This is a genomic window from Mucilaginibacter paludis DSM 18603, from assembly GCF_000166195.2.
In the GTDB taxonomy this organism is placed as follows: Bacteria; Bacteroidota; Bacteroidia; order Sphingobacteriales; family Sphingobacteriaceae; genus Mucilaginibacter; species Mucilaginibacter paludis.
This window is the reverse complement of record NZ_CM001403.1, coordinates 8,338,800-8,364,318: the sequence shown is the minus strand read 5'-3', so window position 1 is coordinate 8,364,318 and position 25,519 is coordinate 8,338,800. Positions and strand designations below refer to the sequence as shown.

The 25,519-nt window shown below is 43.2% G+C and carries 18 protein-coding genes; 7 read left to right on the top strand and 11 right to left on the bottom strand.

Features of this window, described 5'->3' with window-relative positions:
* Nucleotide 1: 1 nt before the first annotated feature.
* The gene (gene topB, locus MUCPA_RS35335) at nucleotides 2-1,849 is read right to left on the bottom strand and encodes a DNA topoisomerase III (protein ID WP_008513449.1); all 1,848 of its coding nucleotides are present in this window, start codon (nucleotides 1,847-1,849) and stop codon (nucleotides 2-4) included.
* 250 nt (nucleotides 1,850-2,099) lie between these two features.
* Here topB and MUCPA_RS35330 point away from each other — a divergent pair, with 250 nt between their 5' ends.
* Both MUCPA_RS35330 and nifJ read left to right on the top strand, forming a co-directional pair.
* Nucleotides 2,100-3,728, top strand: a complete 1,629-nt coding sequence (locus MUCPA_RS35330; RefSeq protein WP_008513448.1) for an NAD(P)-binding protein — start codon at nucleotides 2,100-2,102, stop codon at nucleotides 3,726-3,728.
* Between the two features lie 27 nt (nucleotides 3,729-3,755).
* Nucleotides 3,756-7,331, top strand: coding sequence for a pyruvate:ferredoxin (flavodoxin) oxidoreductase (nifJ, locus tag MUCPA_RS35325; protein WP_008513446.1), 3,576 nt, complete (start codon nucleotides 3,756-3,758; stop codon nucleotides 7,329-7,331).
* 71 nt (nucleotides 7,332-7,402) lie between these two features.
* Here the strand turns inward: nifJ and MUCPA_RS35320 are convergent, their stop codons facing one another.
* From MUCPA_RS35320 to MUCPA_RS35310, 3 genes are all read right to left on the bottom strand, one after another.
* Nucleotides 7,403-8,302 (bottom strand): IS3 family transposase, encoded by a 900-nt coding sequence (locus MUCPA_RS35320; protein WP_157544057.1) that lies wholly within the window; start codon nucleotides 8,300-8,302, stop codon nucleotides 7,403-7,405.
* Nucleotides 8,224-8,745, bottom strand: a complete 522-nt coding sequence (locus tag MUCPA_RS35315) for a helix-turn-helix domain-containing protein (RefSeq protein ID WP_008503751.1) — start codon at nucleotides 8,743-8,745, stop codon at nucleotides 8,224-8,226. The genes MUCPA_RS35320 and MUCPA_RS35315 overlap by 79 nt, the downstream gene beginning before the upstream one ends.
* Before the next feature lie 143 nt (nucleotides 8,746-8,888).
* A complete protein-coding gene (locus MUCPA_RS35310; RefSeq protein ID WP_008513444.1) occupies nucleotides 8,889-9,920 on the bottom strand; it encodes a class I fructose-bisphosphate aldolase in 1,032 nt (343 codons plus the stop codon).
* A 397-nt stretch (nucleotides 9,921-10,317) separates the two neighbouring features.
* On the opposite strand from MUCPA_RS35310, the gene MUCPA_RS35305 reads away from it, so the two are divergent.
* The 3 genes from MUCPA_RS35305 (at nucleotide 10,318) to MUCPA_RS35295 (ending at nucleotide 13,619) form a co-directional block, all read left to right on the top strand.
* On the top strand, nucleotides 10,318-11,175 hold the full coding sequence (locus MUCPA_RS35305) for a universal stress protein (RefSeq protein ID WP_008513441.1): 858 nt from the start codon (nucleotides 10,318-10,320) through the stop codon (nucleotides 11,173-11,175).
* Between the two features lie 137 nt (nucleotides 11,176-11,312).
* Nucleotides 11,313-12,983: an alpha-glucan family phosphorylase gene (gene glgP, locus MUCPA_RS35300; RefSeq protein WP_008513439.1), complete on the top strand. Its 1,671-nt coding sequence runs from the start codon at nucleotides 11,313-11,315 to the stop codon at nucleotides 12,981-12,983.
* Nucleotides 12,984-13,199: 216 nt separating this feature from the next.
* Nucleotides 13,200-13,619 carry a hypothetical protein gene (locus MUCPA_RS35295; protein WP_008513437.1) on the top strand — a complete coding sequence of 140 codons (420 nt, stop codon included), beginning with the start codon at nucleotides 13,200-13,202 and terminating at the stop codon, nucleotides 13,617-13,619.
* Between the two features lie 326 nt (nucleotides 13,620-13,945).
* Here the strand turns inward: MUCPA_RS35295 and MUCPA_RS35290 are convergent, their stop codons facing one another.
* Nucleotides 13,946-14,464, bottom strand: coding sequence for an MGMT family protein (locus MUCPA_RS35290; RefSeq protein ID WP_008513434.1), 519 nt, complete (start codon nucleotides 14,462-14,464; stop codon nucleotides 13,946-13,948).
* A gap of 25 nt (nucleotides 14,465-14,489) precedes the next feature.
* Nucleotides 14,490-15,575 carry a baeRF3 domain-containing protein gene (locus MUCPA_RS35285; RefSeq protein WP_157544054.1) on the bottom strand — a complete coding sequence of 362 codons (1,086 nt, stop codon included), beginning with the start codon at nucleotides 15,573-15,575 and terminating at the stop codon, nucleotides 14,490-14,492.
* A gap of 462 nt (nucleotides 15,576-16,037) precedes the next feature.
* On the opposite strand from MUCPA_RS35285, the gene MUCPA_RS35280 reads away from it, so the two are divergent.
* Together MUCPA_RS35280 and MUCPA_RS35275 are read left to right on the top strand one after the other, a co-directional pair.
* The gene (locus tag MUCPA_RS35280) at nucleotides 16,038-16,904 is read left to right on the top strand and encodes a universal stress protein (protein ID WP_008513428.1); all 867 of its coding nucleotides are present in this window, start codon (nucleotides 16,038-16,040) and stop codon (nucleotides 16,902-16,904) included.
* Nucleotides 16,905-17,167: 263 nt separating this feature from the next.
* Complete coding sequence (locus MUCPA_RS35275) at nucleotides 17,168-18,748, top strand: L,D-transpeptidase family protein (protein ID WP_233276825.1); 1,581 nt, start codon at nucleotides 17,168-17,170, stop codon at nucleotides 18,746-18,748.
* A gap of 70 nt (nucleotides 18,749-18,818) precedes the next feature.
* On the opposite strand, the gene MUCPA_RS35270 is transcribed toward MUCPA_RS35275, so the two are convergent.
* The 5 genes from MUCPA_RS35270 to MUCPA_RS35250 are packed head-to-tail and all read right to left on the bottom strand — an operon-like array spanning nucleotide 18,819 to nucleotide 25,319.
* On the bottom strand, nucleotides 18,819-19,418 hold the full coding sequence (locus MUCPA_RS35270) for a chemotaxis protein CheB (protein WP_008513424.1): 600 nt from the start codon (nucleotides 19,416-19,418) through the stop codon (nucleotides 18,819-18,821).
* Complete coding sequence (locus tag MUCPA_RS35265) at nucleotides 19,400-20,218, bottom strand: CheR family methyltransferase (RefSeq protein ID WP_008513422.1); 819 nt, start codon at nucleotides 20,216-20,218, stop codon at nucleotides 19,400-19,402. The genes MUCPA_RS35270 and MUCPA_RS35265 overlap by 19 nt, the downstream gene beginning before the upstream one ends.
* 2 nt (nucleotides 20,219-20,220) lie before the next feature.
* Entirely contained in the window at nucleotides 20,221-20,598 is a 378-nt protein-coding gene (locus MUCPA_RS35260; protein WP_008513420.1) for a response regulator, read from the bottom strand.
* A gap of 10 nt (nucleotides 20,599-20,608) precedes the next feature.
* Nucleotides 20,609-24,172 (bottom strand): response regulator, encoded by a 3,564-nt coding sequence (locus MUCPA_RS35255; protein WP_008513418.1) that lies wholly within the window; start codon nucleotides 24,170-24,172, stop codon nucleotides 20,609-20,611.
* A 28-nt stretch (nucleotides 24,173-24,200) separates the two neighbouring features.
* The gene (locus tag MUCPA_RS35250) at nucleotides 24,201-25,319 is read right to left on the bottom strand and encodes a hybrid sensor histidine kinase/response regulator (RefSeq protein ID WP_008513416.1); all 1,119 of its coding nucleotides are present in this window, start codon (nucleotides 25,317-25,319) and stop codon (nucleotides 24,201-24,203) included.
* Nucleotides 25,320-25,519: the final 200 nt, after the last annotated feature.

Genomic DNA, 25,519 nt, shown 5'->3' with positions numbered 1-25,519 from the left:
ATTATTTGGCCAGCACCTTTTCCGTAGGTTTGATCACCAGGCTTTTTCCTGTTTGGAGCAATTCTTTGGTTATGGTACGCGTATAAGCTTTAATCTCTTCCTGGAAATCAGCAACCGATGCGCCGCCGCGAATCTCTTCAAGCCGTTTTTCCCAGTTGCCGGTTAGTTCGGCCTGTGCTATCTGCTGATGCTTTACCACATGGTAAACGGCCAGGCCGGTTTCGGTAGGTACCAGGTTTTTTTTCTCTCTCGAGATGTAGTTCCGTTTCAGCAAAGTTTCAATCATTGCTGCCCGTGTTGCCGGCGTGCCCAGGCCACTGTCTTTCATCGCATAACGCAACTCCTCGTCATCAATTTCTTTACCGGCAGTTTCAAGGGCCTTCAATAAACTGGCTTCATTATATAGCGGCTTGGGTTTGGTTTGTTTTTCAAGCAGGGCTTTATCAATCACAGGCAAGTTTTCGCCTGCCTGTACTTTAGGTAGTGTAGCATTTTCTTCATCCTTCTTCTCATCATCCGTCTCATTGAAAACCGCGCGCCATCCCGCGGTATGGATCACAGTACCGCTCGCCGTAAAAAGCGAGCCCGATTGCACCGTGATCTTGGTAACCTCTTTAATACAGTCCTGACTAAAGGCTTCCAGCATACGCCCTACCACCAGGTCGTAAATGGCCTGTTTATCCGGCATCAGTTGATGAGCGGGCTCTCCGGTTGGTAATATAGCGTGGTGGTCAGTCACTTTTTTGGCGTTAACGCTGCGTTTGTTCAGTTTTGCCGTTGATAGTAGTGTGGCCTGCTTACCAAAGTCGGCGTGGGCCTTAAAATGGTCAATTAGTGCAGGTACACCCGCAAACACATCGTCCCCAATATAGCGGCTACCGGTACGCGGGTAGGTTACTAATTTGCTTTCGTACAGGCCTTGCAGTAGGTTTAAAGTTTGCTCGGCGGTAAATCCTTTACGCTTGTTGGCCTCCTGTTGTAAACTGCTCAGGTCGTGCAGTAGCGGTGGCGGTTCCTTGCGGGGCTTGGCTTCCACATTCAGGATATGGCCGCCCTGGGGGAAACCGGAGCCTACATCTTCAACTAAATCAAGTATAGCTTGCGCTTCTTCCTTTGTTTTAAAGTTTTTTACGGATACCGCTTTAAATACCTGCCCGTCTTTATCAGGTTGAATGGCCACCTGGTAAAAAAGTTCGGGTACAAAGTTTCGGTTCTCCAGGTATCGGGAGCAAATCATCGCCAGGGTAGGGGTTTGTACCCTGCCGAGCGATAACACCGCGCGGGTTCCAGATGAAAGGCTTAGCGCTTGTGTGGCATTCATGCCAACGAGCCAGTCGGACTGTGAGCGGCAATGTGCAGAGTTAAACAGCGTATCATAATCAGTGCCCGGCTTCAGGTTCCTGAAGCCTTCTTTAATCGCTTCATCCGTTTGCGATGATATCCACAGTCGTTTAAAAGGCTTTTTACATTTTAAGTAATAATAAATATAGCGGAAGATCAGCTCGCCCTCGCGCCCGGCATCCGTAGCAACAATAATTTCTGTAGCTTCATCAAACAAGGCTTGTATGGTAGCCAGTTGTTTTTTAACCGAAGGGTCTTCTACAATGCCGTCCTTGGTTTTTACCTTGCGAATGGATAGTTTAAATTTTGCAGGCAGCATAGGCAGGTTTTGTACATTCCAGCCGTAAAAACCGTATTCCTGGGGTGGTGCAAGTTGCAGCAAATGGCCAAAGGCCCAGGTAAAGGTATAGCCCTTACCTTCCATATAACCATCTTTTTTGGTGGTAGCCCCAAACACTTTGGCTATCTCGCGCGCAACAGAAGGCTTCTCGGCAATGATCACTTTCATAAGAGGCCGAAATTAGCCAAAGGAACAGGGCCGTGCAACAATTGTGGAAAGGTAGATGAAATATAGCCTTGGACTTAAGTATAAGCAGCGGATGATAGCATGATCCGGGGCAAAAGAAAAGTGATCTGCATCAACTAATTTTCGTGTTAAGGGTATTGTGATAAAAAACGGGCGCAATATATGATCGCAATCAGTTTTGGTGGTGATAAGGCACATGTACGCAGCCAACCAGAGCTGATAATTTTACCATATGATTAATAAACTTCATGACATAACTAATCCTGCTGATCTCCATGATCATAGCGAGGGGACTGGCCCGGTGAGGAAACAACGCCCGGTATATATTGATATGTTACCGCCCTGCAACCAAAGTTGCCCGACCGGAGAGAATATACAGGCCTGGTTATCCCTTGCTCAGGAAGCTAAATATGAAGCCGCGTGGCGGGTAATTATGGAAAACAATCCGTTACCGGCCGTTTGCGGCAGGGTATGCTACCATACCTGCGAGGATAAGTGTAACAGGGCGCAAATGGATAGCACGGTAAGTATACATGCCGTAGAACGGTTTTTGGGTGATGAAGCCTTGAAGCAGGGTTGGAAAGTTGAACCCGCTGTTGCCGCTACAGGCAAACGTGTTTTAATTGTCGGCGCGGGGCCAAGCGGCCTGGCAGCAGCTTATCATTTGACGATGATGGGGCATTATGCCGAGATTCATGAAGCGGGGCCCTTACCTGGGGGGATGATGCATTTTGGCATCCCCGCATACAGGCTACCCAGAACCGAGCTGGAGCTGGAAGTGGAACGGATAAGGCAGATGGGCGTTTCTATCATCTACAATCACAAGGTTGAGGATATATTGAAAGAAAAAAACGAAGGCAACTTTGATGCTGTATTTGTGGCTATAGGTACCCAGTTATCCCGTAAAATTGACATTCCCGGCAGAGATGCCGGGAAGATACTGGATGCCGTAAGCTTTTTAAAACAAGTAGAAGCGGGGGAGGCACCCAAGCTTGGCCGCCGGGTAGCTATATATGGAGGCGGTAATACCGCCATGGATACTGCGCGCACCGTTAAAAGGCTCGGCGCATCAGAAGCGATGATCATTTACCGCCGCGACCGCGATCATATGCGCGCGCATGATTTTGAAGCACAGGAAGCTTTGGACGAAGGAGTGCAAATCAACTGGTTACGAACCATTAAAGAGATGGATCAGGATGGTTTTGTGGTTGAAGTAATGGAACTGGTTGACGGAAAACCCGTGCCAACCGGCAAGTTTGAAACCCTGGAGGCTGATAATCTGATATTGGCTTTAGGCCAGGATGCCGATACAGGCTTTTTAAAAAACGTTACCGGCATTGCCTTTAAACGCGATGGCAGCGTAGTTGTTGGCCCGGATATGATGACAGGTGGCAAAGGCATATTTGCCGGTGGCGATATGGTGCCGGGTGAGCGTAGCGTTACCATAGCTTTAGGGCACGGCAAAACTGCCGCCCGCAATATCAATGGTTATTTAATGGGCATACCTTATCAGCCTGCGGCCAAACACCCCGTGGTGGGTTTTGAGGGCTTGCACCGCTGGTATAATACCTACGCGCCAAAAACCAAACAGGGTGCCCTGTCATCGGCCACCAGGGTTGATAGTTTTGATGAGGTAATTAACGGATTGACAGAAAAAGAAGCCCGGTTTGAAGCCCAGCGATGCCTGTCGTGCGGAAATTGTTTTGAGTGCGATGGTTGCTTTGGCGCCTGCCCGCAACAGGCCGTTATCAAACTGGGGAAGGGTAAGCGTTATGCTTTCAATTATGATGAATGCACAGGTTGCGCTATCTGTTATGAGCAATGCCCTTGCCATGCCATAGCGCTTGTAGCCGGGAATTAATGATTACCTTTTTAAAAGAAATTTAAGATGAGCAATAATTTGCCAAAAATTGCCACACTGGACGGAAATGAAGCCGTTACTTATGTGGCCTACCGTGTTAACGAAGTATGTGCTATATACCCTATTACACCGGCCTCAACCATGGCCGAGCTGACGGATGAGTGGAGTTCAGCGGGTAAAACTAATATCTGGGGAAACGTTCCGGATGTAATAGAAATGCAAAGCGAAGGCGGCGCGGCAGGCGTTGTACACGGCTCGTTGCAAACCGGCGCGCTTACTACCACCTTTACGGCCTCGCAAGGCTTGTTGCTGATGCTGCCCAATATGTATAAGATAGCCGGAGAACTTACGGCCACTGTTTTCCATGTAGCTGCAAGGGCCCTGGCCGCCCAGGGATTATCCATTTTTGGCGACCACAGCGATGTAATGGCCGCACGTACCACAGGTTTTGCTATGCTGGCGTCGGCTTCGGTGCAAGAGGCGCATGATATGGCCATGATCAGTCATTCGGCAACCTTAAAAGCAAGGATCCCCTTTATACATTTTTTTGATGGCTTCCGCACATCGCACGAAATCAATAAGATCACACTCCTGTCTGACGATCAGATCCGCGCGATGATCAGCGACGAACTGGTTTACGCCCACCGTAAAAGAAGCCTCAATCCGGATAATCCTTTTATCCGCGGCACTGCCCAAAACCCGGATATGTATTTTCAAGGCAGGGAAACGGTAAACCCTTATTACGCGGCAACACCCGGTATCGTTCAGGATACGATGGATGAATTTGCCAAATTAACGGGCCGCAACTATCACATCTTTGATTATTATGGCGATCCCGAAGCGGAAAGGTTGATTGTGATTATGGCTTCCGGAGGCGAAACCGTGAAAGAAACTGTTAAGAAATTAATGGCGGAAGGCGAAAAGATAGGCGTGATCCAGGTGCGCCTGTTCAGGCCTTTCTCCTTATCGCATTTGCTTTCAACTCTGCCGACCAGCGTTAAAAAAATAGCAGTACTTGATCGTAACAAAGAACCCGGAGCCGGTGGCGAACCGCTTTACCAGGATATTGTTACTGGTTTGTTTGCCGCTTATAGCGAAGGTTTGTTAAGCCAGATACCTCAAATTGTGGGCGGGCGTTATGGGCTCGCTTCAAAAGAGTTTACGCCCGGTATGGTTAAAGGTATCTTCGACTCGCTCAAGGCAGATAAACCTAAAAATGGTTTTACCATTGGTATCAACGATGATGTTTCGCATACCAGTTTGGACTATGATCCCTTATATAACATTGACCCGGAAGATCAGGTTTGCAGCATGTTTTTTGGCCTGGGTGCCGATGGTACCGTTGGAGCTAACAAAAACAGCATAAAAATTATTGGTGAAGAAACGGAACTACATGCCCAGGGATATTTTGTTTACGATTCCAGGAAGTCTGGAGCGCAAACCACTTCGCATCTTCGATTTGGAAAAAATCCTATCAGGGCGCCCTATTTAATTGATAAGGCTGATTTTATTGCTTGCCATAAATATAACTTTATTGGCAAGGTTGAAATGTTACGCTATGCTAAACCCGGCGCGGTGCTGCTACTGAGCAGCCCTTATAATAAGGACGAAATTTGGGACAAGCTACCCCGTTCGTTTCAGCAGGAGCTGATCAGCAAAAAAATGAAGTTTTACACCATTGATGCCACCAAGGTAGCGCAAGCAGCTGGTTTGGGCCAAAGGATCAACACGGTTATGCAGACTTGCTTTTTTGCCCTTGCAGGCGTTTTGCCTAAGGAGGAAGCTATCGAGCAGATTAAAAAAGCGATCCGCAAATCCTATCAATCAAAAGGCGAAGCGGTAGTATTGCAAAATTTTAAGGTTGTGGATGATAGTTTGGCGCAATTGTTTGAAGTTAAAATTGCGGCAACGGCCACCGGTAGTATTTACCAGTCGCCCGTTGTGGCACAAGAGGCGCCGGATTTTGTGCAAAAAGTTACCGCCGAGCTACTGGCCGGCCGGGGCGATTTGCTGCCTGTAAGTATGATACCGGCAGATGGTACCTATCCAAGCGGAACTACCAAATGGGAGAAACGGAATATATCCGATGTAATAGCCGTTTGGGATGCCGACAATTGTATCCAGTGCGGTAATTGCAGCTTTGTTTGTCCGCATGGCGTCATCCGTTCTAAATTTTACCACCAGGATTACCTGGCAGATGCGCCTGAAGATTTTCAATCGTCTCCAATTAACGCCCGTGGCTTTCCGCAAACACGCTATACCTTGCAGGTGTATGCCGAAGATTGTACAGGCTGTAACCTATGTGCCGAAGTTTGCCCTGTACTTATTCCGGCTGAAGGCAAAACCAGGAAGGCTATTAACCTGGAGGAAAAAACACAGATTGAAATTGACAGGGAGAATATACGCTTCTTTGAGTGCCTTCCGGTTAACGACCGCTCAACTGTAGACTTTTCGTTGGTAAGAGGGACCCAGTTTTTGGAACCTTTGTTTGAATTTTCGGGCGCTTGCGCCGGATGTGGTGAAACTCCATACATTAAGGTACTTACGCAATTATTTGGCGACCGTTTATTAGTGGCTAACGCTACTGGCTGTTCCTCCATCTACGGCGGTAATCTGCCTACCACACCCTGGACAGTTAATCAGGATAAAAGAGGCCCTGCCTGGTCGAACTCACTGTTTGAAGATAATGCCGAATTTGGGTTGGGTATGCGAATATCGACAGACAAACAGTTATCGATAGCCAGGACTTTAATAGATCAGTTACGGCCCGAATTGGGCGATGAGCTGGCCGATGGCTTATTGAATTCTCCACAACAATTGGAATCGCAAATAGGCACGCAACGTGTTCGGGTTAGTGCGCTTAAAGCTAAATTAGCTCAACTGACGGTTCCGCTGGCAGAAAAACTATTGTCGGTAGCCGATCAAATGGTGCGCAGGAGCGTTTGGCTTATTGGTGGCGATGGCTGGGCCTACGATATTGGCTCATCAGGCCTTGACCATGTGCTGTCAACCGGCAGAAATGTGAATGTGCTGGTGCTCGATACCGAAGTATACTCCAATACAGGTGGGCAAATGTCTAAAGCTACACCTACAGGAGCTACGGCTAAATTTGCCTCATCGGGCAAAAAAGTAGGTAAAAAGGATCTGGCTTTGCAGGTAATTTCTTACGGAAATGTTTATGTGGCCCAGGTTGCCATGGGGGCTAATCCGCAGCAAACACTGCTGGCCATGCGCGAAGCTGAAGCTTATAACGGCCCATCGCTCATCCTGGCCTACAGCCATTGCATCGCTCACGGCATCGATATGGAGAAAGGATTAAATCAGCAAAAGCTGGCCGTTGCGAGTGGGTACTGGCCTTTAATCAGGTTTAACCCGACATTAAGAGCGGCAGGCAAAAATCCATTTGTTCTGGATTCTCCGCGTCCTGATATCGCGTTTCGTGATTATGCTGAAAATGAATTGCGTTATACCTCCCTAAAGAAAAATCATCCTGTAGAAGCCGAACATTTGTTAAACATAGCCCAGGAGCAGGTTAACTTACGATGGAAAACTTATGAAGATATGACCGGATGGAGGGCCGAAGCATTTTCGCCGATGATGTAAGTAAGTAGCGGATAATAAGAAGAGGCTGCATCATGTTGGTGTGACCCCAAAAAGTTGGACAGTTTACAAAATTAAGTTTTTTGTACGAGAGCTCGGTATTCCACCGGGCTCTTTCCATTTAACCTGTTTTTTATTCTTTCATTGTTATAGTAATGAATGTATTCTTTTAACGAAGTTATAAATTCTTCCGCAGTTTCAAAGCTCTGTTTGTACAGTAATTCTGTCTTTAAGATCCCAAAGAAGCTTTCGGCCAAGGCATTATCCAAGCAGTTTCCCTTTCTGGACATGCTTTGAATAATTCCATGTTTTTCCAAAGCCTTTCTATATCCATAATGTTGATATTGCCACCCTTGGTCAGAGTGAAAAATAAGTCCCCTTATATCTTTCACTTTATCAAAAGCCTCATATAACATTTCATCTATCATCTGCATATTTGGAGATTTTGAAATACTATAAGAAATGACTTCCCCGTTGAACATGTCAATTATAGGAGATAAATAGATCTTCTCCCCTTTAATGTTCATCTGAGTGACATCCGTAGCCCATTTCTGATTAGGCAGATTTGCCTCAAAATCCCTTTCAAGTACATTAGGGGCAATTTTACCAACCTCACCTTTGTATGAGCGATAACTTACTTTCCTGATATTGCATTTTAGGCCTAATGTTCCCATCAATTTTTGGACAGTCTTGTGATTTATGCTATAACCCCGGTTCTTCATTTCGGCGGTGACCCGCCGATAACCATATCTGCCTTTATGCAAGTGGTATATACTTGCGATCTCTTCTTTTTCATGCTTGTATTTATCATCATTTAGGCGCTTGCGATGATAATAAAATACAGAACGAGCCATCTGTTTGCAATCCAATAGAATTGAAACATCATGTTCGGGCCTTAGTTCTTCGATGGCTTTTGCCCACTCATGCGTTCGCGGGCTTCTTTTTCCTTGACTAAGGCCGTGACTTTTTTTAATAGTGCGTTCTCCGCCCGCAAACGGCTATTTTCCGCCTGGAGCTTCTCTACTTCTGTTTCAGGTTCAAGCTTCTTTGATCTTCCCATGCATTTAGGTGGTCGTCCAGGATTCTTTTGCTGGTATAGTACTGCATATCCCTCAACCCGTACTGATCTTACCCAGCGCTCTAAAGCAGTCTTGCTTAATCTATATTCCAGAACAACCTGATTTAAAGGTACTTTTTTTTCTATGACAAGCCTTACAACTTCTTCTTTGAAATCAGGCGTGGGCTTGACGTTAGGTTGTTTGAGCAGCCCACTTTCGCCATAAAGATCATATTTCCGAACCCATTCCAATATCATGCCTTCACGGATATGGCGTTCGCGGGATATCCGTAGAATCGGCTTTCCCTTTCTTACTTGAGAAACTACATCAAGTTTCTCTTCAAATGTGTGCTTTGACATAAATAATAAACCCCAAAAGTTTTTGTCTAACTTTTGGGGTTCACTTCAGTTGGTGATCAGCCTCTTTTAACTGTTAAATAATCTTTATTCTGGTTGGGGGCTTAACCACTCAGTATGATACAGAGTGGCTTGAATAGCGCTTTTCAAGATTGAATCTCCGAGTCTGCTGTATATTCTCCGCGATTTGCCTGGCGGTTACAGGCCGCACGGTGAGCTAAGGCCTTTTGCGCGGTAACTATATTTTGGTCATTGCCCTTCCAGATCTCAAGTGCAGGTTGCTGAACCGCACGCGAAAAAGAAAAGGTAAGCTTCCAGGGCATTACTTTATCAAACATCTGGTGCATGGCATTCAGCCTTTGTGTAGCAAGTTCGGCAGCTTGTCCGCCTGATAAAAATGCGATTACTGGTACCGCCGCCGGAACACACCTCAAAAAGCAGGAAATTGTAGCGTTGGCAATTTCCTCTGCGCTGTTTTGCGCTGACGCATCTTTGCCTGGCAGAACCATGTTGGGTTTCAATATCATACATTCTAAATCAACGCGGTGCTGGTACAAAGCATTAAAAACTGCGTGTAGTACTTCTGTGGTTACCTGGGCGCAAACTTTAAGCGAATGGTCGCCATCCATAATTACTTCTGGCTCAACAATAGGTAACAGACCGGCCTCCTGACAAAGCGCAGCATAACGGGCTAACAGGTAAGCATTTGCTTTAATACTTGTTGCAGTCGGTAAATCCTGGCCGATGGTGATAACTGCGCGCCATTTAGCAAACTGTGCGCCCATTTCATGGTACTCCTTTAAACGTTCAGGTAGTTTATCAATGCCCTCGGTGATCTTTTCTCCGGGAAAGCCAGCCATAGGTATGGTGCCTTCGTCTACTTTAATCCCGGGAATAATGCCTTTGTTTTTTAATATGTCTATCAATAATGTACCATCTTTTGCACGTTGCCTTATCGTTTCATCAAACAAAATGGCTCCGCTGATACTTTCTTCCAGACCTGGGGTGGTTACGATAAGCTCCCGGTATTTGCGGCGGTATTCTTCATTTTGTGGAATTCCCAGATCAGCAAACCGCTTGTTGCAGGTTGCCGTACTCTCGTCCATTGCCAATAGGCCCTTATCGTTCGCCATTAACTGGGCAGCAATATTTTTTAACAACTGTTGGTTTGAGTCCATAATAACCGATGTGTTTTACATTTAGAACTAAGAAAAAATAACTGCCGGATGAATAAAATATACAGGTATTGATATGCCGCAAGGAACGGTTTATACAGTTTTACGGAGGAGTTGAGTATGAGCGCATAGTAATTAATCAACATATTAAAAGTGAATTGGTTTGTTTTTTTCAATATATCGTGCTGCATTTATAGCTAACTGCTTAGTATTCGGCTTGGGGTTAATTGGCATGGTATCAATAATAAAGTGATCTCTATCTCAATATGATCGCTGCTATGATGCTGGAAGCAAATTGGGGCAAACATTGAGTGTTGTATCATACTGAAAGGTGAGTACTGTCATTATTTATATTCTGCAGATTTACCAGTTTTACATCATCAAGCTTTGATCAGAAAACATGAAGACATTATTATTTCCAACTGATTTTTCGGCTACTTCGATGCATGCCATAGAGTATGGATACCATTTAGCTAAGCAAATAAAGGCCGATGTGATTTTATGCAACGCGTTTATTCTTCCTGCAGAAGTGCCGCAATCCGGTTTGGTTGGGCTGCCTATAGATGATTACGATAAATTAGTTGAAGAAAACGAGGTTGAGATAGCCAAAATAAAAACGCATTTAGAGTGTATCAATGATGGCGAGGTTTTTAAGCCGTCAATCACTTTTTTCAATGAGGTTGGGTCGGTAGCAGATGTGGTAAGCCATATAGCCACCGAAAAAAAGTGCGACCTGGTAGTTTCCGGCACGCATCAGCCTGGTTGGGGTACAATATTGATAGGCAACCATAGCAAAATATTAATCGATTGTATTCACAAGCCCTTGTTGCTTGTTCCTCTCTCAGCCAAAATCAAAATACCCAGGCGGATAGCATTTGCAACTGATTTTAAACATCCGGAAGATGATTTGGAATTGGCCTGCTCAATAGTGCCTATGGCTGCATCGCTCGAGGCCGAAATTTATATCACTCATGTGTATAATATAAAACATGTTGACCAGAATATCCCCGACCGGATGGCCCAGTTTGTTAACTATTGTGCAAATAAAACGCAATATCCCTTTATCTACGCCAGTATTATTAACAATGATCAGCCTATATCGGGCTTTGATAAACTATGTGCCGATGGCGATGTTGACTTGTTGGTGATGGTGCATAGGCCTCATAGTTTGTTCAGCGCCCTTTTTAACGGAAGTTGCACGCAAAAAATGGCTGCGCACATTAACATTCCGTTATTGGTTTTACCGTCATTAAAATAAGGGATTAAGTCTTACAAATAGTGATACGTCATAAGCGCATAGCCAGGATATTTAAATGGCCTTTAAGAAACTTTAGTTGGCTTTGACAGTTGTTACATTGTGTGTTTAAACAGTTACACTTCATTTTATAATCCGTTATGCTAAGCAGAGAAGAAATTTTTGGCTACGAAGCCGATCCGAAATATAATACCATGGTGGCGTATTTTTCGATGGAATTTGCTATCGATCAGGCCTTAAAAACCTATAGTGGCGGTCTTGGCTTTTTGGCAGGCTCACATATGCGCAGCGCCTATCAACTTAAACAAAATATGATAGGTATAAGCATGCTATGGACTTATGGCTATTACGACCAGGCCCGTGATAGCGCCGGGTTTTTAAAGCCCGCGTTTATTGAAAAACATTATTCGTTTTTAGTAGATACCGGCATTACGGTTATAGTGCAGGTGCATCGGTCGCCGGTGCATGTAAAAGCTTACCTGTTAAAGCCCGAAACCTTCGGCACTGCGCCCGTTCTGTTTTTAACTACTGATATTCCGGAGAACGATTACCTATCGGATACAATTACGGCACGTCTTTATGATTCTAACGAGGCTACCCGCATTGCCCAATCAATGATATTAGGCATTGGCGGCGCCATGGTGCTGGACGCCTTAAATATTGAGCCGGATGTTTATCATATGAATGAAGGGCACGCCGTACCACTTAATTTTTATTTATACCAAAAATATAACAGCCTGCAAGAAGTGAAAAAGCGGGTAGTGTTTACAACCCATACGCCTGAAGTGGCCGGTAATGAAGAGCACAGGTTTGGTTTGCTTGATGAAATGTCGTTTTTTGGACAGATACCGGTGCCTCAGGTTAGGGAAATGCTGCAAATGAATGGCGACGGGTTTAATTATACACTGGCGGCACTTAAATTTTCGCGCAAGGCTAACGGTGTATCTAAAATACATGGCGAGGTGGCCCGGAAGATGTGGCAGAGTAACCCCGGTATCTGCGATATCATATCTATTACAAACGCCCAGGATAAGGCTTATTGGAAGGATGAAGTTTTGGACGAGGCTATTACAAACGGCGATGACGATGCTATTGTGAGCAGGAAAAAGGAATTAAAACACAACCTTTTTAAAATTGTGGCCGACCAATGCGGTAAATTATTTAAAGAAGATGTATTGACAATAGTGTGGGCCAGGAGAATTACCGGGTATAAGCGCGCCGATTTTTTAATGGCCAATTGGGATCGTTTTGTAAGCCTGATCAGTAACACGCAACGCCCTGTGCAAATGATTTGGGCTGGAAAGCCCTATCCGGAAGACAAGGGTTCGATTGATCAGTTCAACTATATTATGGGCAAAGTGAAAAATATGCCCAACTGCGCAGTGCTGATAGGATATGAGCTGGAATTGTCTGGTGTGTTAAAACGTGGCTCTGATGTTTGGCTTAATAATCCGCGAATGTATCGCGAGGCATCCGGCACCAGTGGAATGACGGCGGCCATGAACGGCAGTATCAATTTATCCATGCCCGATGGCTGGGTGCCCGAGTTTGCCGTGGACAATCAAAACTGCTTTTTAATACAGCCTGCAGCTGATGACTTACCTGAAGGAGAAAAGGATAGGCAGGAGAATGATAGCTTACTCAGCGTTTTAGAGAATACCGTTGTGCCCCTTTATTATGACAACCATCAGCAATGGCTCAGTATTCTAAAAAAAGCCGCTCACGATGTTGTTCCTGCTTTTGAAGCGGGGAGACAGGCAAGGGAATATTACGATTTAATGTACAATGCAAGCAGGGTACCCAGCGAGTAGCCTTATTTTGTTTTGAGCATGATCATATTTTTTACTGACTGGTGTCATTTGAAAATGGGGTTAATGTGATGATTTTTACGTCTGTTATTGAATCGTTACCGTATGCGGCTGATGAATAAAAATACGTTTAAGTTATGGTTAAGGGCATTTAGCTATTTATAACAAACTACTCAACGTCAGTCACAAATCAAAAGAAAATCAATTAATACAAATCAGATGGAAAATATATCTACACTGTCAAGTTCCTCCGTTCAATACTATGTAACCTCCAGAAAATGGCTTTCAGATCTTGAATTTTTTAAAATTGAGACGGCTTTTTTGCACCGTTTATTAGATGAACATTTTACCCCACTGTCTGATCAGACTTACATTTTGAAGTTACGACAAGTAGGTAAAAGGCTGTTAAATTTAGAGAAAGACGAAAAAGAAGCCCACCAACTTATTAAAGATCAACTTAAGCGGGTTGAGCTGATATCCGAAAATCTTATTCCTGAAATTAAGGAAGCTCTGCCGGTAGCACAAGCAGAGTTAGAGATTACCATGACCAAGCTCACTGCCGAATATCGTGAAGTAAAAAAAGAATTATTCAGATTGGTTGAATGCGTAATGCATAAAAATAAGTTTTTGTTGAGCTAACAGGAGAATTGTTTTTACCGTTTTTAGCTAAAATATGATTTGATTGGCCAAATTACAATGTGAGTTCTTGAAATAAGGTGGTTTTATAATTGACCGAAATAACACTGCGATTTTATTATTAACTATCTTATTTAAAGTACTTTGCTGTGGTTTTGTATTGGCACTCTTGCTGCCGGATGGGCAACGATACTAACTCATTATTGCCAATATTTGTCGCAGATAAAAGTGTGGTGTATTACAGATAAAATTGTAACTATCTCATGTTAAGTGACGGTCAATACGTTATTGAAGGTATTGGAGCCCGTTCTCTCCAATACCTCTTTTACTCAAATGAGGTTATAACTATCGGCGAATAAACGATAGGATAAATTAATCAGCCTGTTTTTATAGTTTTTAACGGATAGGCTATAATCAACTTCGTTTTCTATAATTTCGAAGCCCTCCGCCCGTAAATACTCAGCCTGTTGTTGTTTGCCTCCCGGAAATTTAGCATTTAGTTTACCATCCTCTTTTAGTACCCTCCAATAGGGGGTTATTTCGCTTTCGCCGTTTAGCCTGTCTTCTTCAGCGGCCTGGGCTGCAATGCATAAGTCTATTCCTGTACTTAGCGGGCAGGTCATGTCGGCGTGATACTCGCTTGCCAGGTGATTTCTAATAATATTTACCGTAGTTACTCTGCCTATTGGAATTCTTTTGATAATTTCATCAATCAGCATCGGCGTAGGAATAAACATTTTGCCGTGACCCATTTTTCTGGCCCATAAATCGGGTATATCAATCACTTTAGGTTGTATGGGTTTCTCTCTTTTCTCCCTCCAACTTTTTCCTGTTATATATTTCATCATGGTGTAATTATTTAGTTCATTGTGATTAGTAATACTGTACCAGCGCGATATGGTGGTAGGTATCCAAATCACCGTCGTTAACAAATTCAACATCGCCGCCATTTTCAAGTACTTTTTCTATCATGTCGTCTACGCTATCTCTGTCATAGATTGTCCTTTCGCCGGTCTGGCTTGCTTGGGCGGTAGTTCGGCCAGCAACTTGATGGTCTTCAAGATATCTAAAGTTTTTTTCAACAACCAATAGTCGGCCTTTATGATGATTTATTTCTGCCCATACATTCTTCACTCCAGTTATCAGTTTGTTTTTAGCGTTCTCAGTTTGCAGTTTGGCCAGTAAATGATCTTTTTGTTGCTTATGCCAGCTGACAATGTGCGGTTTTAGTGCGGCTTTCAACTCAGTAAAAGTAGCATACTCATAGTTGCCTTGCACATAATCAACAATTGATGCGGCATGTTTTGTGATCTTTTTAAAATGATCAACAATATCATCGGTACCCATTATAAAAACCGGTAGAGGGTAGGCCAGGGTAATCTCATCAAGGGATTGATCCATATGATGTAAAACCCGGTCTGTAAATTCAAACTGGCTTGGAGGCCCGTCATTTTTAGTGATATCGTTAGTATAGGCATAAATTAATTCAGGCGCATGCGGAACTACCCGGAAGAATTTGCTCGAGTTAATTAAAAACACCTCACTCTTTTTATCGGTAAACAAAAGCAACAGGTACTTTTCAATTTGTTTTTTATTATAAACCAGGTCTCTGATCTCGAAAGAATCGTCGATAGTTATTTTTTCGTTTACGGTGGTATCAAGGTATATTACTTTTTCAAAAACCAGCGAAACGTAAATAGCGATGCTTTTTTTGTTTGTGTTGAAACTTAAATTCCGGATGATTTTCCGTAGTTTTTCTGTAATAACAGCGCATACCTCAACGGGGTAGTTTTCAAGTAACTCTTTTTCTGCGCTTTCGGCAATTAATTTTAATGAAAGGATCAGTTCCGTTTTTGAGTTGGTTTTGGGTTCAAAAGGTATCATGATTGAAACTGATGGCCTATAGTGTAACGCACCTATTACCTGCCGGATTTCTGGTGTCAATAGTGTGTTCATCATAAATATTTATGGCGTAAAGTTCAATGATTGAAAAATGAAAAACTTTGACGGTCATCATTAAAAACACTGATTATTTACACTATCCGGCGGGCTTGCTTACTTGCAGATGATGGAGATGAGGTATATGTTGATCTGAACAAAGTTTTCTGCCTGGTTAAATATGCAGTGCTATGATGAATTTAATGTACTGTAGATAAGGTGATTAATAAAAGTATTCTTACTCTTGATGTTGCTTGATATCATAACACTATTTAATGCGATGATATTTAAATTATTATTTAATGATCTGGTTATTATTGAGTTGTGGTATTTAAGATGTGTTAAGTAGTGTTGTTTTGTACCTAATTAAGTGTCAGTAATTTAAATGACACCTGTCATTTTTTTATCAACTGTGTATGGGCAAATTTGGATGCAATAATAACCGTGCCTGTTTAATAATAAGGCGATTACTAAATTCTGACCATGAAGACAATTCTGCTATTGACTGACTTTTCTGAGAACGCAGATCATGCCGCGCAATCAGCTTTGATGCTTTGTTCAAGGCTTCACAACAATTTACTTTTATTCAATAATTTATGTGGGGCAACGGTATCTGAGGGTTATGTGGGGAGCCAATGGTTGCAGGATAGCTTGCCCGAGTGCGAACCAGAACGGTATCTTAACCTGCAAAAAACTGCTGAATTTATTGAACAGCAGGCCGTTAATTTAAAACGCGGGCAGTATAAGCCGAATGTTTCTGTTGATTGTGGGGCCGGAAACATAGGGGAAAATGTAGAGAACATTATGCAGAGCAATGACATAGAGTTTGCTCTGATGGGTGGCGGTGTAAATTGCACGCTCGAGCAGATTTTGAATGATAACAACACATCTACAGTTATCGATTACATCAGCCGTCCGCTTATCATTGTTCCGCAGCCGTCAACGTTGGATAAATTGAAGAAGGTGACTTTCGCTACCGGCTTCAACGAATCGGATATCAACGCAATTAGGTATATCTGTAAATTGGGATCGGTTTTTGGTTTTCAATTGGACATTGTACATGTGGATCCTCTGGATAAAAAAGGCGAGATTCAGGACGAAATAGAAGCAAACTTTAAAAAACAGGTAACCGAATTGAATTACCCTCAAATAACATTTAACGCCGTAAAAGGCAAAGATGTTGTTAAACGTCTGATACGCCTATGCGAAGAATCGGAATCAGAACTTTTATCCGTTGTATATTATGATCAATCTTTTTTTATCCGCATGCTGCATCAAAGTACCGCAAAAAAAGTGCTGAACTATCAAAAGGTGCCGCTTATGATTCTGCCTGCTAAAATGTGCAATTAAGCTATTTGCCCTGGCGCAGAATAAATGAGGTATTCAGTATTTTGTTCCTGTTAAAATTGGAAGTCAAAAATAATTTGTGCTTTTTTTTGGTAATTTAAGCCTAATCATTTAATTGAAAATTACAGGCTTATTTAATTTGATGTTGGCAAACAGCTATCTTTAGGGCGCTCGGGCTGAATATATCGGCCTAATTGTTGATCATAAATGCTATGCCCTACGGATATTTAAGATATACTTTGCTGTTGCTTTTTGCTGGCTGTTTAATGATGAGTTCCTGCGTTCATTACCCCTCAAAAACTTCTGTTACAGACTCTTTGCATAAAGAGTGGAACAAAACTATTCCGGGAAACTTCAGCGGCCAGTCTGAAGCAGTTTTTGACAGCCTGGGTATCGGGTCGTTTTTGAAAAAATACCCCGGATTTAAAATTTACACCGGTGAGATCAATAGTTTTTATAAAAAAAGAAATTACGCTTACGCCTGGTTTGAGAAAGGTAGCCTGATTGAACAAGCAGGCAACCTGGAAAACCGCGTACTCAACTTGCAAAACGAGGGTGTGTATCAAAAGCCTCCTTATCAAAAAGAACTCGACTCCTTAGTTAATAATTTAAATACCCGGGCAAAGCAGCCTGATATACAGGTTGAGCTGATGTTAACGGCCCAATATTTTGCTTTTTCGAAATTAGTATGGCAGGGTATGGATAGCACGGCAAGTTCGTCTGCACGGTGGTACCTGCCTCGGAAAAAAGTAAACTATGCGCAATATCTTGATAGTTTAATAAAAATGCCGTCTAAGCAAGCTGCTGCCGCCGAGCCGGTTTACCGCCAATACGAACTGCTAAGAAGCTATCTGCGCAAATACTACTTACTGAACGAACGGGATAAGTGGTCAAATATCACTTTAACAGGTAAAGTGTTCAAACCCGGAGATACAGCCGCCGTAATTGCCACTGTAAAAAAACGGCTATACCTATTGGAAGATTTTAAGGGCGATACGCTGGATCGTGCTTATAACGCAGACCTGGACACTGCCATCCTTCAATTTCAAAGCAGGAATGGGTTGCTGGCCAATGGCCTGTTGAATAAAGAGACGGTTGCCGAAATGAATGTTCCGTTGAAAAAAAGAATACAGCAGATCCTGGTGAATATGGAACGCTGCCGCTGGCTGCCTATAAGTTTAAATTCGGATTATCTGGCCGTTAATATCCCCGAATTTAAATTACACGTTTTTCATGCTGATAGTTTATTGTGGAGTTGCAATGTAGTGGTAGGGCAAACCATGCATCAAACCACTGTATTTTATGGCGATGTGAAGTACGTTGTATTTAGCCCTTATTGGAATGTACCACCGAGTATTGTGCAGAAAGAGGTTGTTCCGGAAATGAAAAGGCATCGGGATTATTTATCCACTCACCGGATGCAAATCACAGGTTACGCAGATGGCCTGCCTACAATAAGGCAATTACCAGGGCCCGAAAATTCTCTTGGCCTGGTGAAATTTCTTTTTCCAAACAGCTATAATATCTATCTGCACGATACGCCCTCCAAATCATTGTTTGGCGAATCGGCAAGGGCTTTTAGCCACGGCTGTATTAGGGTTCAAAACCCAACCAAGCTGGCAAATTTTCTGTTGAAGGATCAAAAAAACTGGGACGCTCAGAAAATTGACGTAGCTATGCACGCCGGGAAAGAGCAATATGTTACTTTACAAAATAAGGTGCCTGTTTTTATAGCTTACTTTACTGCTTTTACAGACGGAAACAATAAGTTGAATTTCAGGAAAGATATCTATAACCTCGACGATCACCTGGCTTCGATGCTTATCGCTGAAAAAACCAGCTATTGAATTTCTTTTGACGGTATTATGTTAAAAGGGTAATTTCCTTTTGTAGAATTAATAGATATATGCGTAAAGATCAATCGGAGTTGCTATTTTTATTATCCTGTTGATAGTTAAGTAGTTTCGATATCTCTTGCCTGTTTAGTACAAAATCTGCCAGCCCTTCGTTAATTGCGCTCTGTGGCATAAAGGGAACCAACGCATCGCTGGGGTTTTGGGCTATCAGTACTCCGCCGTTTCTACGCACATGCATAAAGCCTTCGGTTCCGTCGGCATTGGCGCCGGATAAAAGGATGGCAAGCAAGCCAGGCCCGTATGCTTCGGCGGCAGTTTGAAATGATACATCGATGCTTGGTCTGGAAAACTGAACCTTTTCAGAACAGTCTAATGAGAAGGAATGATTGCTTTCAACCAGCAAATGATAATCTGCCGGGGCAATATAAATTACTCCTGGTTTTATCTGTTCTTTATCTTCAGCTTCTTTAACATGTAATTTTGTTTTATGGCTTAATACCTCAATTAAAGCTGAATCATGGTTGTATTTACGGTGCAACACAATGATGATAGGGATAGAGAAATTAGTCTCCAGCCTGGTTAAAATAAACATCATTACTTCGAGGCTTCCGGCAGATCCTCCGATAATAATGCATTGGGTATTTAATACATTTTCCTCCATATTTTTTCTTTACCTATTTGCCGGTAGCGCGAAACAATCGGCGACAACTTTAAAGTCTCCTTGCTTCCCAGTGCTAAAAAGCCCAGGCTATCCAAACTTTCGTCGAATAATGCAAAAACTTTGCCCTGTAATTCTCTTTCAAAATAAATCAACACATTGCGGCACATAATCAGTTGAAATTGGTTAAAAGAACTTTCGGAAACCAGGTTATGTGTAGAAAAAACCATACGTTTTTTGAGTTCTTCGCTAAACAGAACGTGATCGTAACCGGCCGAATAATAACTGCTAAAATCTTGATTTCCACCTGCCTGCCTGTAGTTTTCGGAGTACTGCTGCATATGGTTGATAGGAAAGATGCCCTCTGCCGCTTTTTTTACCACCTCGGAATTAATATCTGTGGCGTATAATATCGATTTGTGTAATAAATTGGCCTCCTTGAGGAAAATAGCTGTAGAATACACCTCTTCGCCTGTAGAGCAACCAGCATGCCATATCCTGATAAAAGGATAGGTAGCCAATACTGGCAATATTTCATTTTTTAGTGCCTGGTAAAAAAAGGGATCGCGAAACATTTCAGTAACATTCACTGTAAGCTGTTCAATAAACCGGTTAAAGTAGTTTTCATCCGTACGTACTTTATACCTGAATTCCGCAAAGCTCGGGAAACGGTCAAGGATATACAGGCGGTTGATCCGGCGCTTCAAAGAGGCTTTGGAATAGTCTGTAAAATCATAACCATAAGTGTCCAACAAGTCTGTTAACAGTAAACTAATCTGCTGGTCGTCAACCGGTGATTCCATAATTAGCTGATGTATTGCTTTAGCAGGCTAATCATCATATCTACATTAACAGGCTTTGAAATGTACGCATTAGCTCCAGCGGAAAGGCACTTTTCACGATCGCCAGGCATGGCCTGGGCGGTAACGGCAATAATGGGTAAATTTTCACGGCCGGGCACTTTCCTGATCACGCCGATGGCTTCATAGCCGTCCATGTCGGGCATCGTCATGTCAAGCAATACTATGCCGATATCAGGATTCTCGGTCAATAATTTGATACCCGGTTGTGCGGCCGTAGCCGAAAGGCACTGATAACCCTTGCTGCGTAAAACCAGGCCTAATGCAAATATATTGCGGCTGTCGTCATCGATGATCAGTACCGGTGATGATGGATTATCCATGTTTTATTTATTATCTTTTGTCAAACAGCCAAACTCTTAGCAATGAGGTTAACTGATCAATGTCTACTGGTTTTGAAATATAATCTGAAGCACCCGCTGCAATACATTTTTCGCGGTCGCCTAACATCGCCTTGGCGGTTACCGCAATTACCGGTAAATGTTTAAAATGGGGATGCTGCCTTATCCTGGCTGTGCTTTCGTAACCATCCATTTCGGGCATCATCATGTCCATTAGTACAATTGCCGTTTCCGGATGGCTATCCAATTGATGTAACGCCTCTTTACCATCTGTGGCCGAAATTACCTTCATGCCGTGCTTTTCGAGTGATTTAGTCATCGAGAAAATATTACGCACATCGTCGTCGGCTATCAGCACTGTTTTATCTTTCAGAACCTCATTTAAAAGACTTGGCTTTTTGTTGCTCGTATCGATGTTGTCTTGTTTTTGATCTTCAATTAGGTGCAAAAATAGCGTTACTTCATCAAGGATGCGTTGGTAGGAGTGGGCGGTTTTAACCACAATGGTATCTGCATATTGGCGGATACGGCTTTCTTCGCCCGAGGATAGGTGTTTACCCGTAAAGATGATAATGGGCAGGTCTTCCAAACCGGGGTTGTGTTTAATGGTTTCAAGCATTTCGTAAGCATTTTTATCCGGAATGCCCATATCCATAATTACGCAGTCTACTTCTTTATTTTTCAAGGCGTCAACACTTTCATTCACACTTCCCGCTATGGCGGAAGACACCTTGAAGGTTTCAAGAAAGTAAGAAAGTGCTTGCGCGTGCCTTGCATTTTCTTCAACAATTAATACTTTTTTAGGGTTTTTGCTCCACGCTTCCTCCAACTTCTGAAACATCTGTTTCATTTGATCCATCGCTATAGGCTTATTGATAAAATCAACGGCACCTTTCATGCGGCTTTCCCGTTTTACCTCCATCGATGACATAATGTGGACGGGAATATGACGCGTAGCGCTGTTACTTTTCAATTCTTCCATCACTTCCCATCCATCTTTTACGGGTAGCTGAATATCCAGCAAAATGGCTACAGGTTGATATTGCTGAGCCAGCGCTATCCCATGATCTCCTCTTACGGCTACAATTCCTTTATATCCACGTTTGCGGGTAAAGCCCAAAAGCGCCTTACCAAAGGCTGTATCGTCCTCAACAATCAAAACTACTTGATCATAGGGCTGTAAGTTGTTGCGGTCATCTTCAACCGCTTCAGGAATAACTGGAACTACATATCGACCAGTCATTTTGAGCTCCTGCTCATCATCGGTTTTTAACTTTTCGGGTTGGGTTGCCGGGTTTTGAGTGGGTACAATGGCTTGCCTGTCCATAGGTATGGTGAGTACAAATTCGCTACCCTTACCTGGTTCGCTGCTTAGGCTGATTTCTCCGCCCAATAGGCGCGCCAGTTCACGACTGATTGAAAGACCCAGTCCTGTTCCGCCAAATTTGCGTTTGGTAGAACCATCTGCCTGTTGAAATGCGTCGAATACCAATTGCTGCTTATTCTGCGGAATACCAATACCCGTATCGGTTACTGCAAATTGAAGCAGATTACCGGTAAGTTCAGGTTGGCGGAGTGTTAAAGATACCTGGCCCTTACTGGTAAACTTAAGTGCGTTCGAGAGCAGGTTCTTTAAAATTTGCTCCAATCGCATTCTGTCTGTTTCAAGTTGCGTTATCTCAGACAGCTCGTTTTTGATAATAAAATCGAGTTTTTTTTCTTTGGCGATAGGAGCGAATAGGGATTTAATATCGTTCAATACACCTTCTACAGACACCTGTTGATATTCAAGTTCCATTTTGCCAGCCTCAATTTTCGAAAGGTCCAGCAGTTCGTCAATCAGGTTGAGTAAGCCATTTCCCGAATTAAGAATTACGCTTGCTGATTCTACCTGGTCGGGATTGAGGTTCTGCTCGGTATTTTCGGCCAGGTAACGCGACAGCAGTAAGATGGAGTTAAGCGGCGTGCGCAGTTCATGCGACATATTGGCCATAAACTCTGTTTTGTACCGGGTGCTCTGTTCCAGTTCTTCGGCCTTTTGTTGAATTTCCTGGTTTCGGGCATTAATCATCCGGTTTCGCTCTTCCAGCTCAAGGTTGGTTTGTTGTAGCTCTTCCTGCTGTACCCTTAATTCCTCCTCGGAGGTTTGCAGTTTTTGGGTGTGGGCTTCCAGTTCCGTGTTCAGATTTTCAAGCTCGCTATGCTGGGCCTGTAACTCTTCCGACTGCGCCTGCGTTTCTTCCAGTAACTCCTGCATCCGCTTACGGTTTTGTGCTCCGTGAATGGCAATGCCGATATTGGGGGCTACGGCTTTCAAAAATTTAAGTTTTCTATCCGGATAGCTGTGGATAGATGCCAGCTCAATAATACCTGTTACCTGGTTTTCGTGGTGTATTGGTACAACTAATAAATGCTGAGGCTTAATGCTACCAGTTGCATGGCTAACGGTAATAAAATCATTTTTAATCTCTTTTAGCCAGTACGCTTCATCGTTTAAAGCAGCCTGGCCCACTAACCCTTCGCCCAGAGCTATCTTAGGGCTGGCATCTGTTAAGGCAAAACCGCTCTGCAGCCATAGCGCATTATCCTCCAATAAATATAAGGCGCCTACCTGGCTTGCTGTATAAGCTGCTAAAAATTGCAATATCTGGTGTGTGAGCATTGATTGTTCCTTCTCGCCAATCATGCGGTCGTTCAATTGGCTCATCCCGGTTTGCATCCATTCGTTATCAGATAGCCGTTTGAAGGAATATTCTAATGATTCGGCCATTTTATTCAACGACAAGGCAAGGCTGCCCAAACTGTCTTTTTCATGATCATCTACCCTGATGGTATAATCGCCTGTTGATATTTGCTCTGCAATGTGTTGAATGATATTGATCCGCCTGCTAACTTCTTCATCCTTATCCTGGAGTTCTTGTTGCAGGCGCAATCTTTCAGCCATATCCGCAGTTACCTTAATGTATGAAAATATCGAAACGCCCATGGCCAGTAATGCTGCAAAAACTATAATAAGGGGAGTTAGTGATGTGAATTTTTTTAACGTGCCGTTCCGACTACTCAGCAAAGCCTTTTCGGCCGCCTCGGCAGTGTCAACTTCTTTACGCAGGGCGTCCATGGCTATTTTGCCATAACGCAGGTCGTCTACGGTTACCGCTTTGCCCGAGCGTTTTTTCTCGAGCATGTTTTGCAGAGCCGTGAGGCGTTTTAACATAATATCCTTAATATGGCTGATGTTCAGTTGTTGTTGCGGATTGTCTCCTGTCATATCCTGCAAACGGTTCACCATAGTCAAAGCCCGCCCATAGGCGCCGGTATAGGGTTCTAAAAAATCATCCTCGCCGGTAAGCAGATATCCCCGTTGCCCTGTTTCGGCATCCTTCATGGTCGACATCACGCTTTCAAGGCCCTGTACAACTTTGGTGCTATGCTCAACCAGATCTGCACTTTCCAATAAGTTTTGTATACTTACGTAAGATGCAACAGAGCTGATAATTAACAAAAGAAGGGATAAGCCAAAGCCAATTTGAAGGTTTCGTGTGAGCGTCGTTCTCATTCGGTGTATAAAATAGGGGGATGTGTTTTTAATTCAGATCGGCCATAACCGGATTTATCGGAATCTTAAAATAAAAGGTTGAGCCTTTGCCCGTTTCGCTCTGCACGCCGTAGGTTCCCTGGTGGCGCTTAATAATTTCGGCGCAAATGTACAGGCCCATGCCCAGGCCCTGAAAACGGTTGGCATTCTCTTCTACGCGGTAAAACTTTTCAAAAAGTTGCAGTTGCCGTTCGTGGGATATGCCGATACCTTGATCGATGACGCTCACTTGCAAATGTTTGTCGGGCAAAAGCTGAACATCTACAGTTACCTCGTTACTATCGGGGGCATATTTAATAGCGTTACTCAGGTAATTAAGCATTACCTGTTCCAATCGGTTTTCATCGCCTAACAAACTTATTCCTGATAAGCTCACGCCTGTAGTGGTAATTTGTTTGCCGGGGTATGAATGCCGGATACTTTCTATAGCGTTTTGCATAAAAGGCTCGAGCTCAAAATGCTGATAGTTGAACTTTATTTTACCGGATGCTATCTTGGTGGTATCCAATAAATCGGCTACCAGGTGATTGAGTTTATCAACTTGCTTTTTTGAGCGCTCAAGGAAGATTTTGGTTTGATCGAGCCGCTGCTTGCCGAGCGAATTTTCCGCTAATTGCAGATAGCCTTTTACAGAAGTGAGTGGAGTGTTTAACTCATGACTGGCAATGCTGATAAATTCATCTTTTTTAGATTCGGCCAGCTTACGTTGCTCAATTTCGGTTTGCAGGGATTGCTGTACCTGGTTTAGTTTAATGAATGTTTTGATCTTTAACACCAGGATGTCCGTATCGAAGGGTTTAACAAGATAATCCCTTCCGCCCGAGGCGTACCCTTTGGTAATAAACTCTTTGCTTACGTTTACGGCCGATAAAAAGATAATAGGGATGTCGGCGGTTTTACTGTAGCCGCCAATTGCTTCGGCAACCTCAAAACCGTCCATGCCAGGCATTTGCACGTCAAGTATAATCAGATCATAAGGATGTTTTAATACTTTTTTTAATGCTTCTTCGCCTGAAATTGCAGTATCGATCTGGAAGCCACGGCTTTCAAGTGTTTTGCTTAATGCTATTAAATTTTCTGATTTATCGTCAACGATCAGGATCATCATTTATCCATTTGGTAGAATGAAAAGCTAATATAATAGAACAAAATTAATTATGATGAAAAAATAAGCTAACTCACAGAAAGCGGCTTTTCGTTTAGTTATATTTAGCTGCAGCTGATAGCTGTTCTTCATTAAAATTCTGTGTATTAAACTGTCTAAATTATCAGCATTAAACAGCTTTTGCGGCATTGTGTTTTTATAAA

Coding starts and splice junctions, on each gene's coding strand:
- MUCPA_RS35270 (WP_008513424.1), bottom strand. CDS start 19,418: ATGGAGGAAAATGTATTAAATACCCAATGCATTATTATCGGAGGATCT.
- MUCPA_RS35330 (WP_008513448.1), top strand. CDS start 2,100: ATGATTAATAAACTTCATGACATAACTAATCCTGCTGATCTCCATGAT.
- MUCPA_RS35315 (WP_008503751.1), bottom strand. CDS start 8,745: ATGTCAAAGCACACATTTGAAGAGAAACTTGATGTAGTTTCTCAAGTA.
- MUCPA_RS35255 (WP_008513418.1), bottom strand. CDS start 24,172: ATGAGAACGACGCTCACACGAAACCTTCAAATTGGCTTTGGCTTATCC.
- MUCPA_RS35260 (WP_008513420.1), bottom strand. CDS start 20,598: ATGGATAATCCATCATCACCGGTACTGATCATCGATGACGACAGCCGC.
- MUCPA_RS35290 (WP_008513434.1), bottom strand. CDS start 14,464: ATGATGAAATATATAACAGGAAAAAGTTGGAGGGAGAAAAGAGAGAAA.
- MUCPA_RS35250 (WP_008513416.1), bottom strand. CDS start 25,319: ATGATGATCCTGATCGTTGACGATAAATCAGAAAATTTAATAGCATTA.
- MUCPA_RS35285 (WP_157544054.1), bottom strand. CDS start 15,575: ATGATGAACACACTATTGACACCAGAAATCCGGCAGGTAATAGGTGCG.
- MUCPA_RS35265 (WP_008513422.1), bottom strand. CDS start 20,218: ATGGAATCACCGGTTGACGACCAGCAGATTAGTTTACTGTTAACAGAC.
- MUCPA_RS35295 (WP_008513437.1), top strand. CDS start 13,200: ATGGAAAATATATCTACACTGTCAAGTTCCTCCGTTCAATACTATGTA.
- MUCPA_RS35280 (WP_008513428.1), top strand. CDS start 16,038: ATGAAGACAATTCTGCTATTGACTGACTTTTCTGAGAACGCAGATCAT.
- MUCPA_RS35310 (WP_008513444.1), bottom strand. CDS start 9,920: ATGGACTCAAACCAACAGTTGTTAAAAAATATTGCTGCCCAGTTAATG.
- topB (WP_008513449.1), bottom strand. CDS start 1,849: ATGAAAGTGATCATTGCCGAGAAGCCTTCTGTTGCGCGCGAGATAGCC.
- nifJ (WP_008513446.1), top strand. CDS start 3,756: ATGAGCAATAATTTGCCAAAAATTGCCACACTGGACGGAAATGAAGCC.
- MUCPA_RS35305 (WP_008513441.1), top strand. CDS start 10,318: ATGAAGACATTATTATTTCCAACTGATTTTTCGGCTACTTCGATGCAT.
- glgP (WP_008513439.1), top strand. CDS start 11,313: ATGCTAAGCAGAGAAGAAATTTTTGGCTACGAAGCCGATCCGAAATAT.
- MUCPA_RS35275 (WP_233276825.1), top strand. CDS start 17,168: ATGATGAGTTCCTGCGTTCATTACCCCTCAAAAACTTCTGTTACAGAC.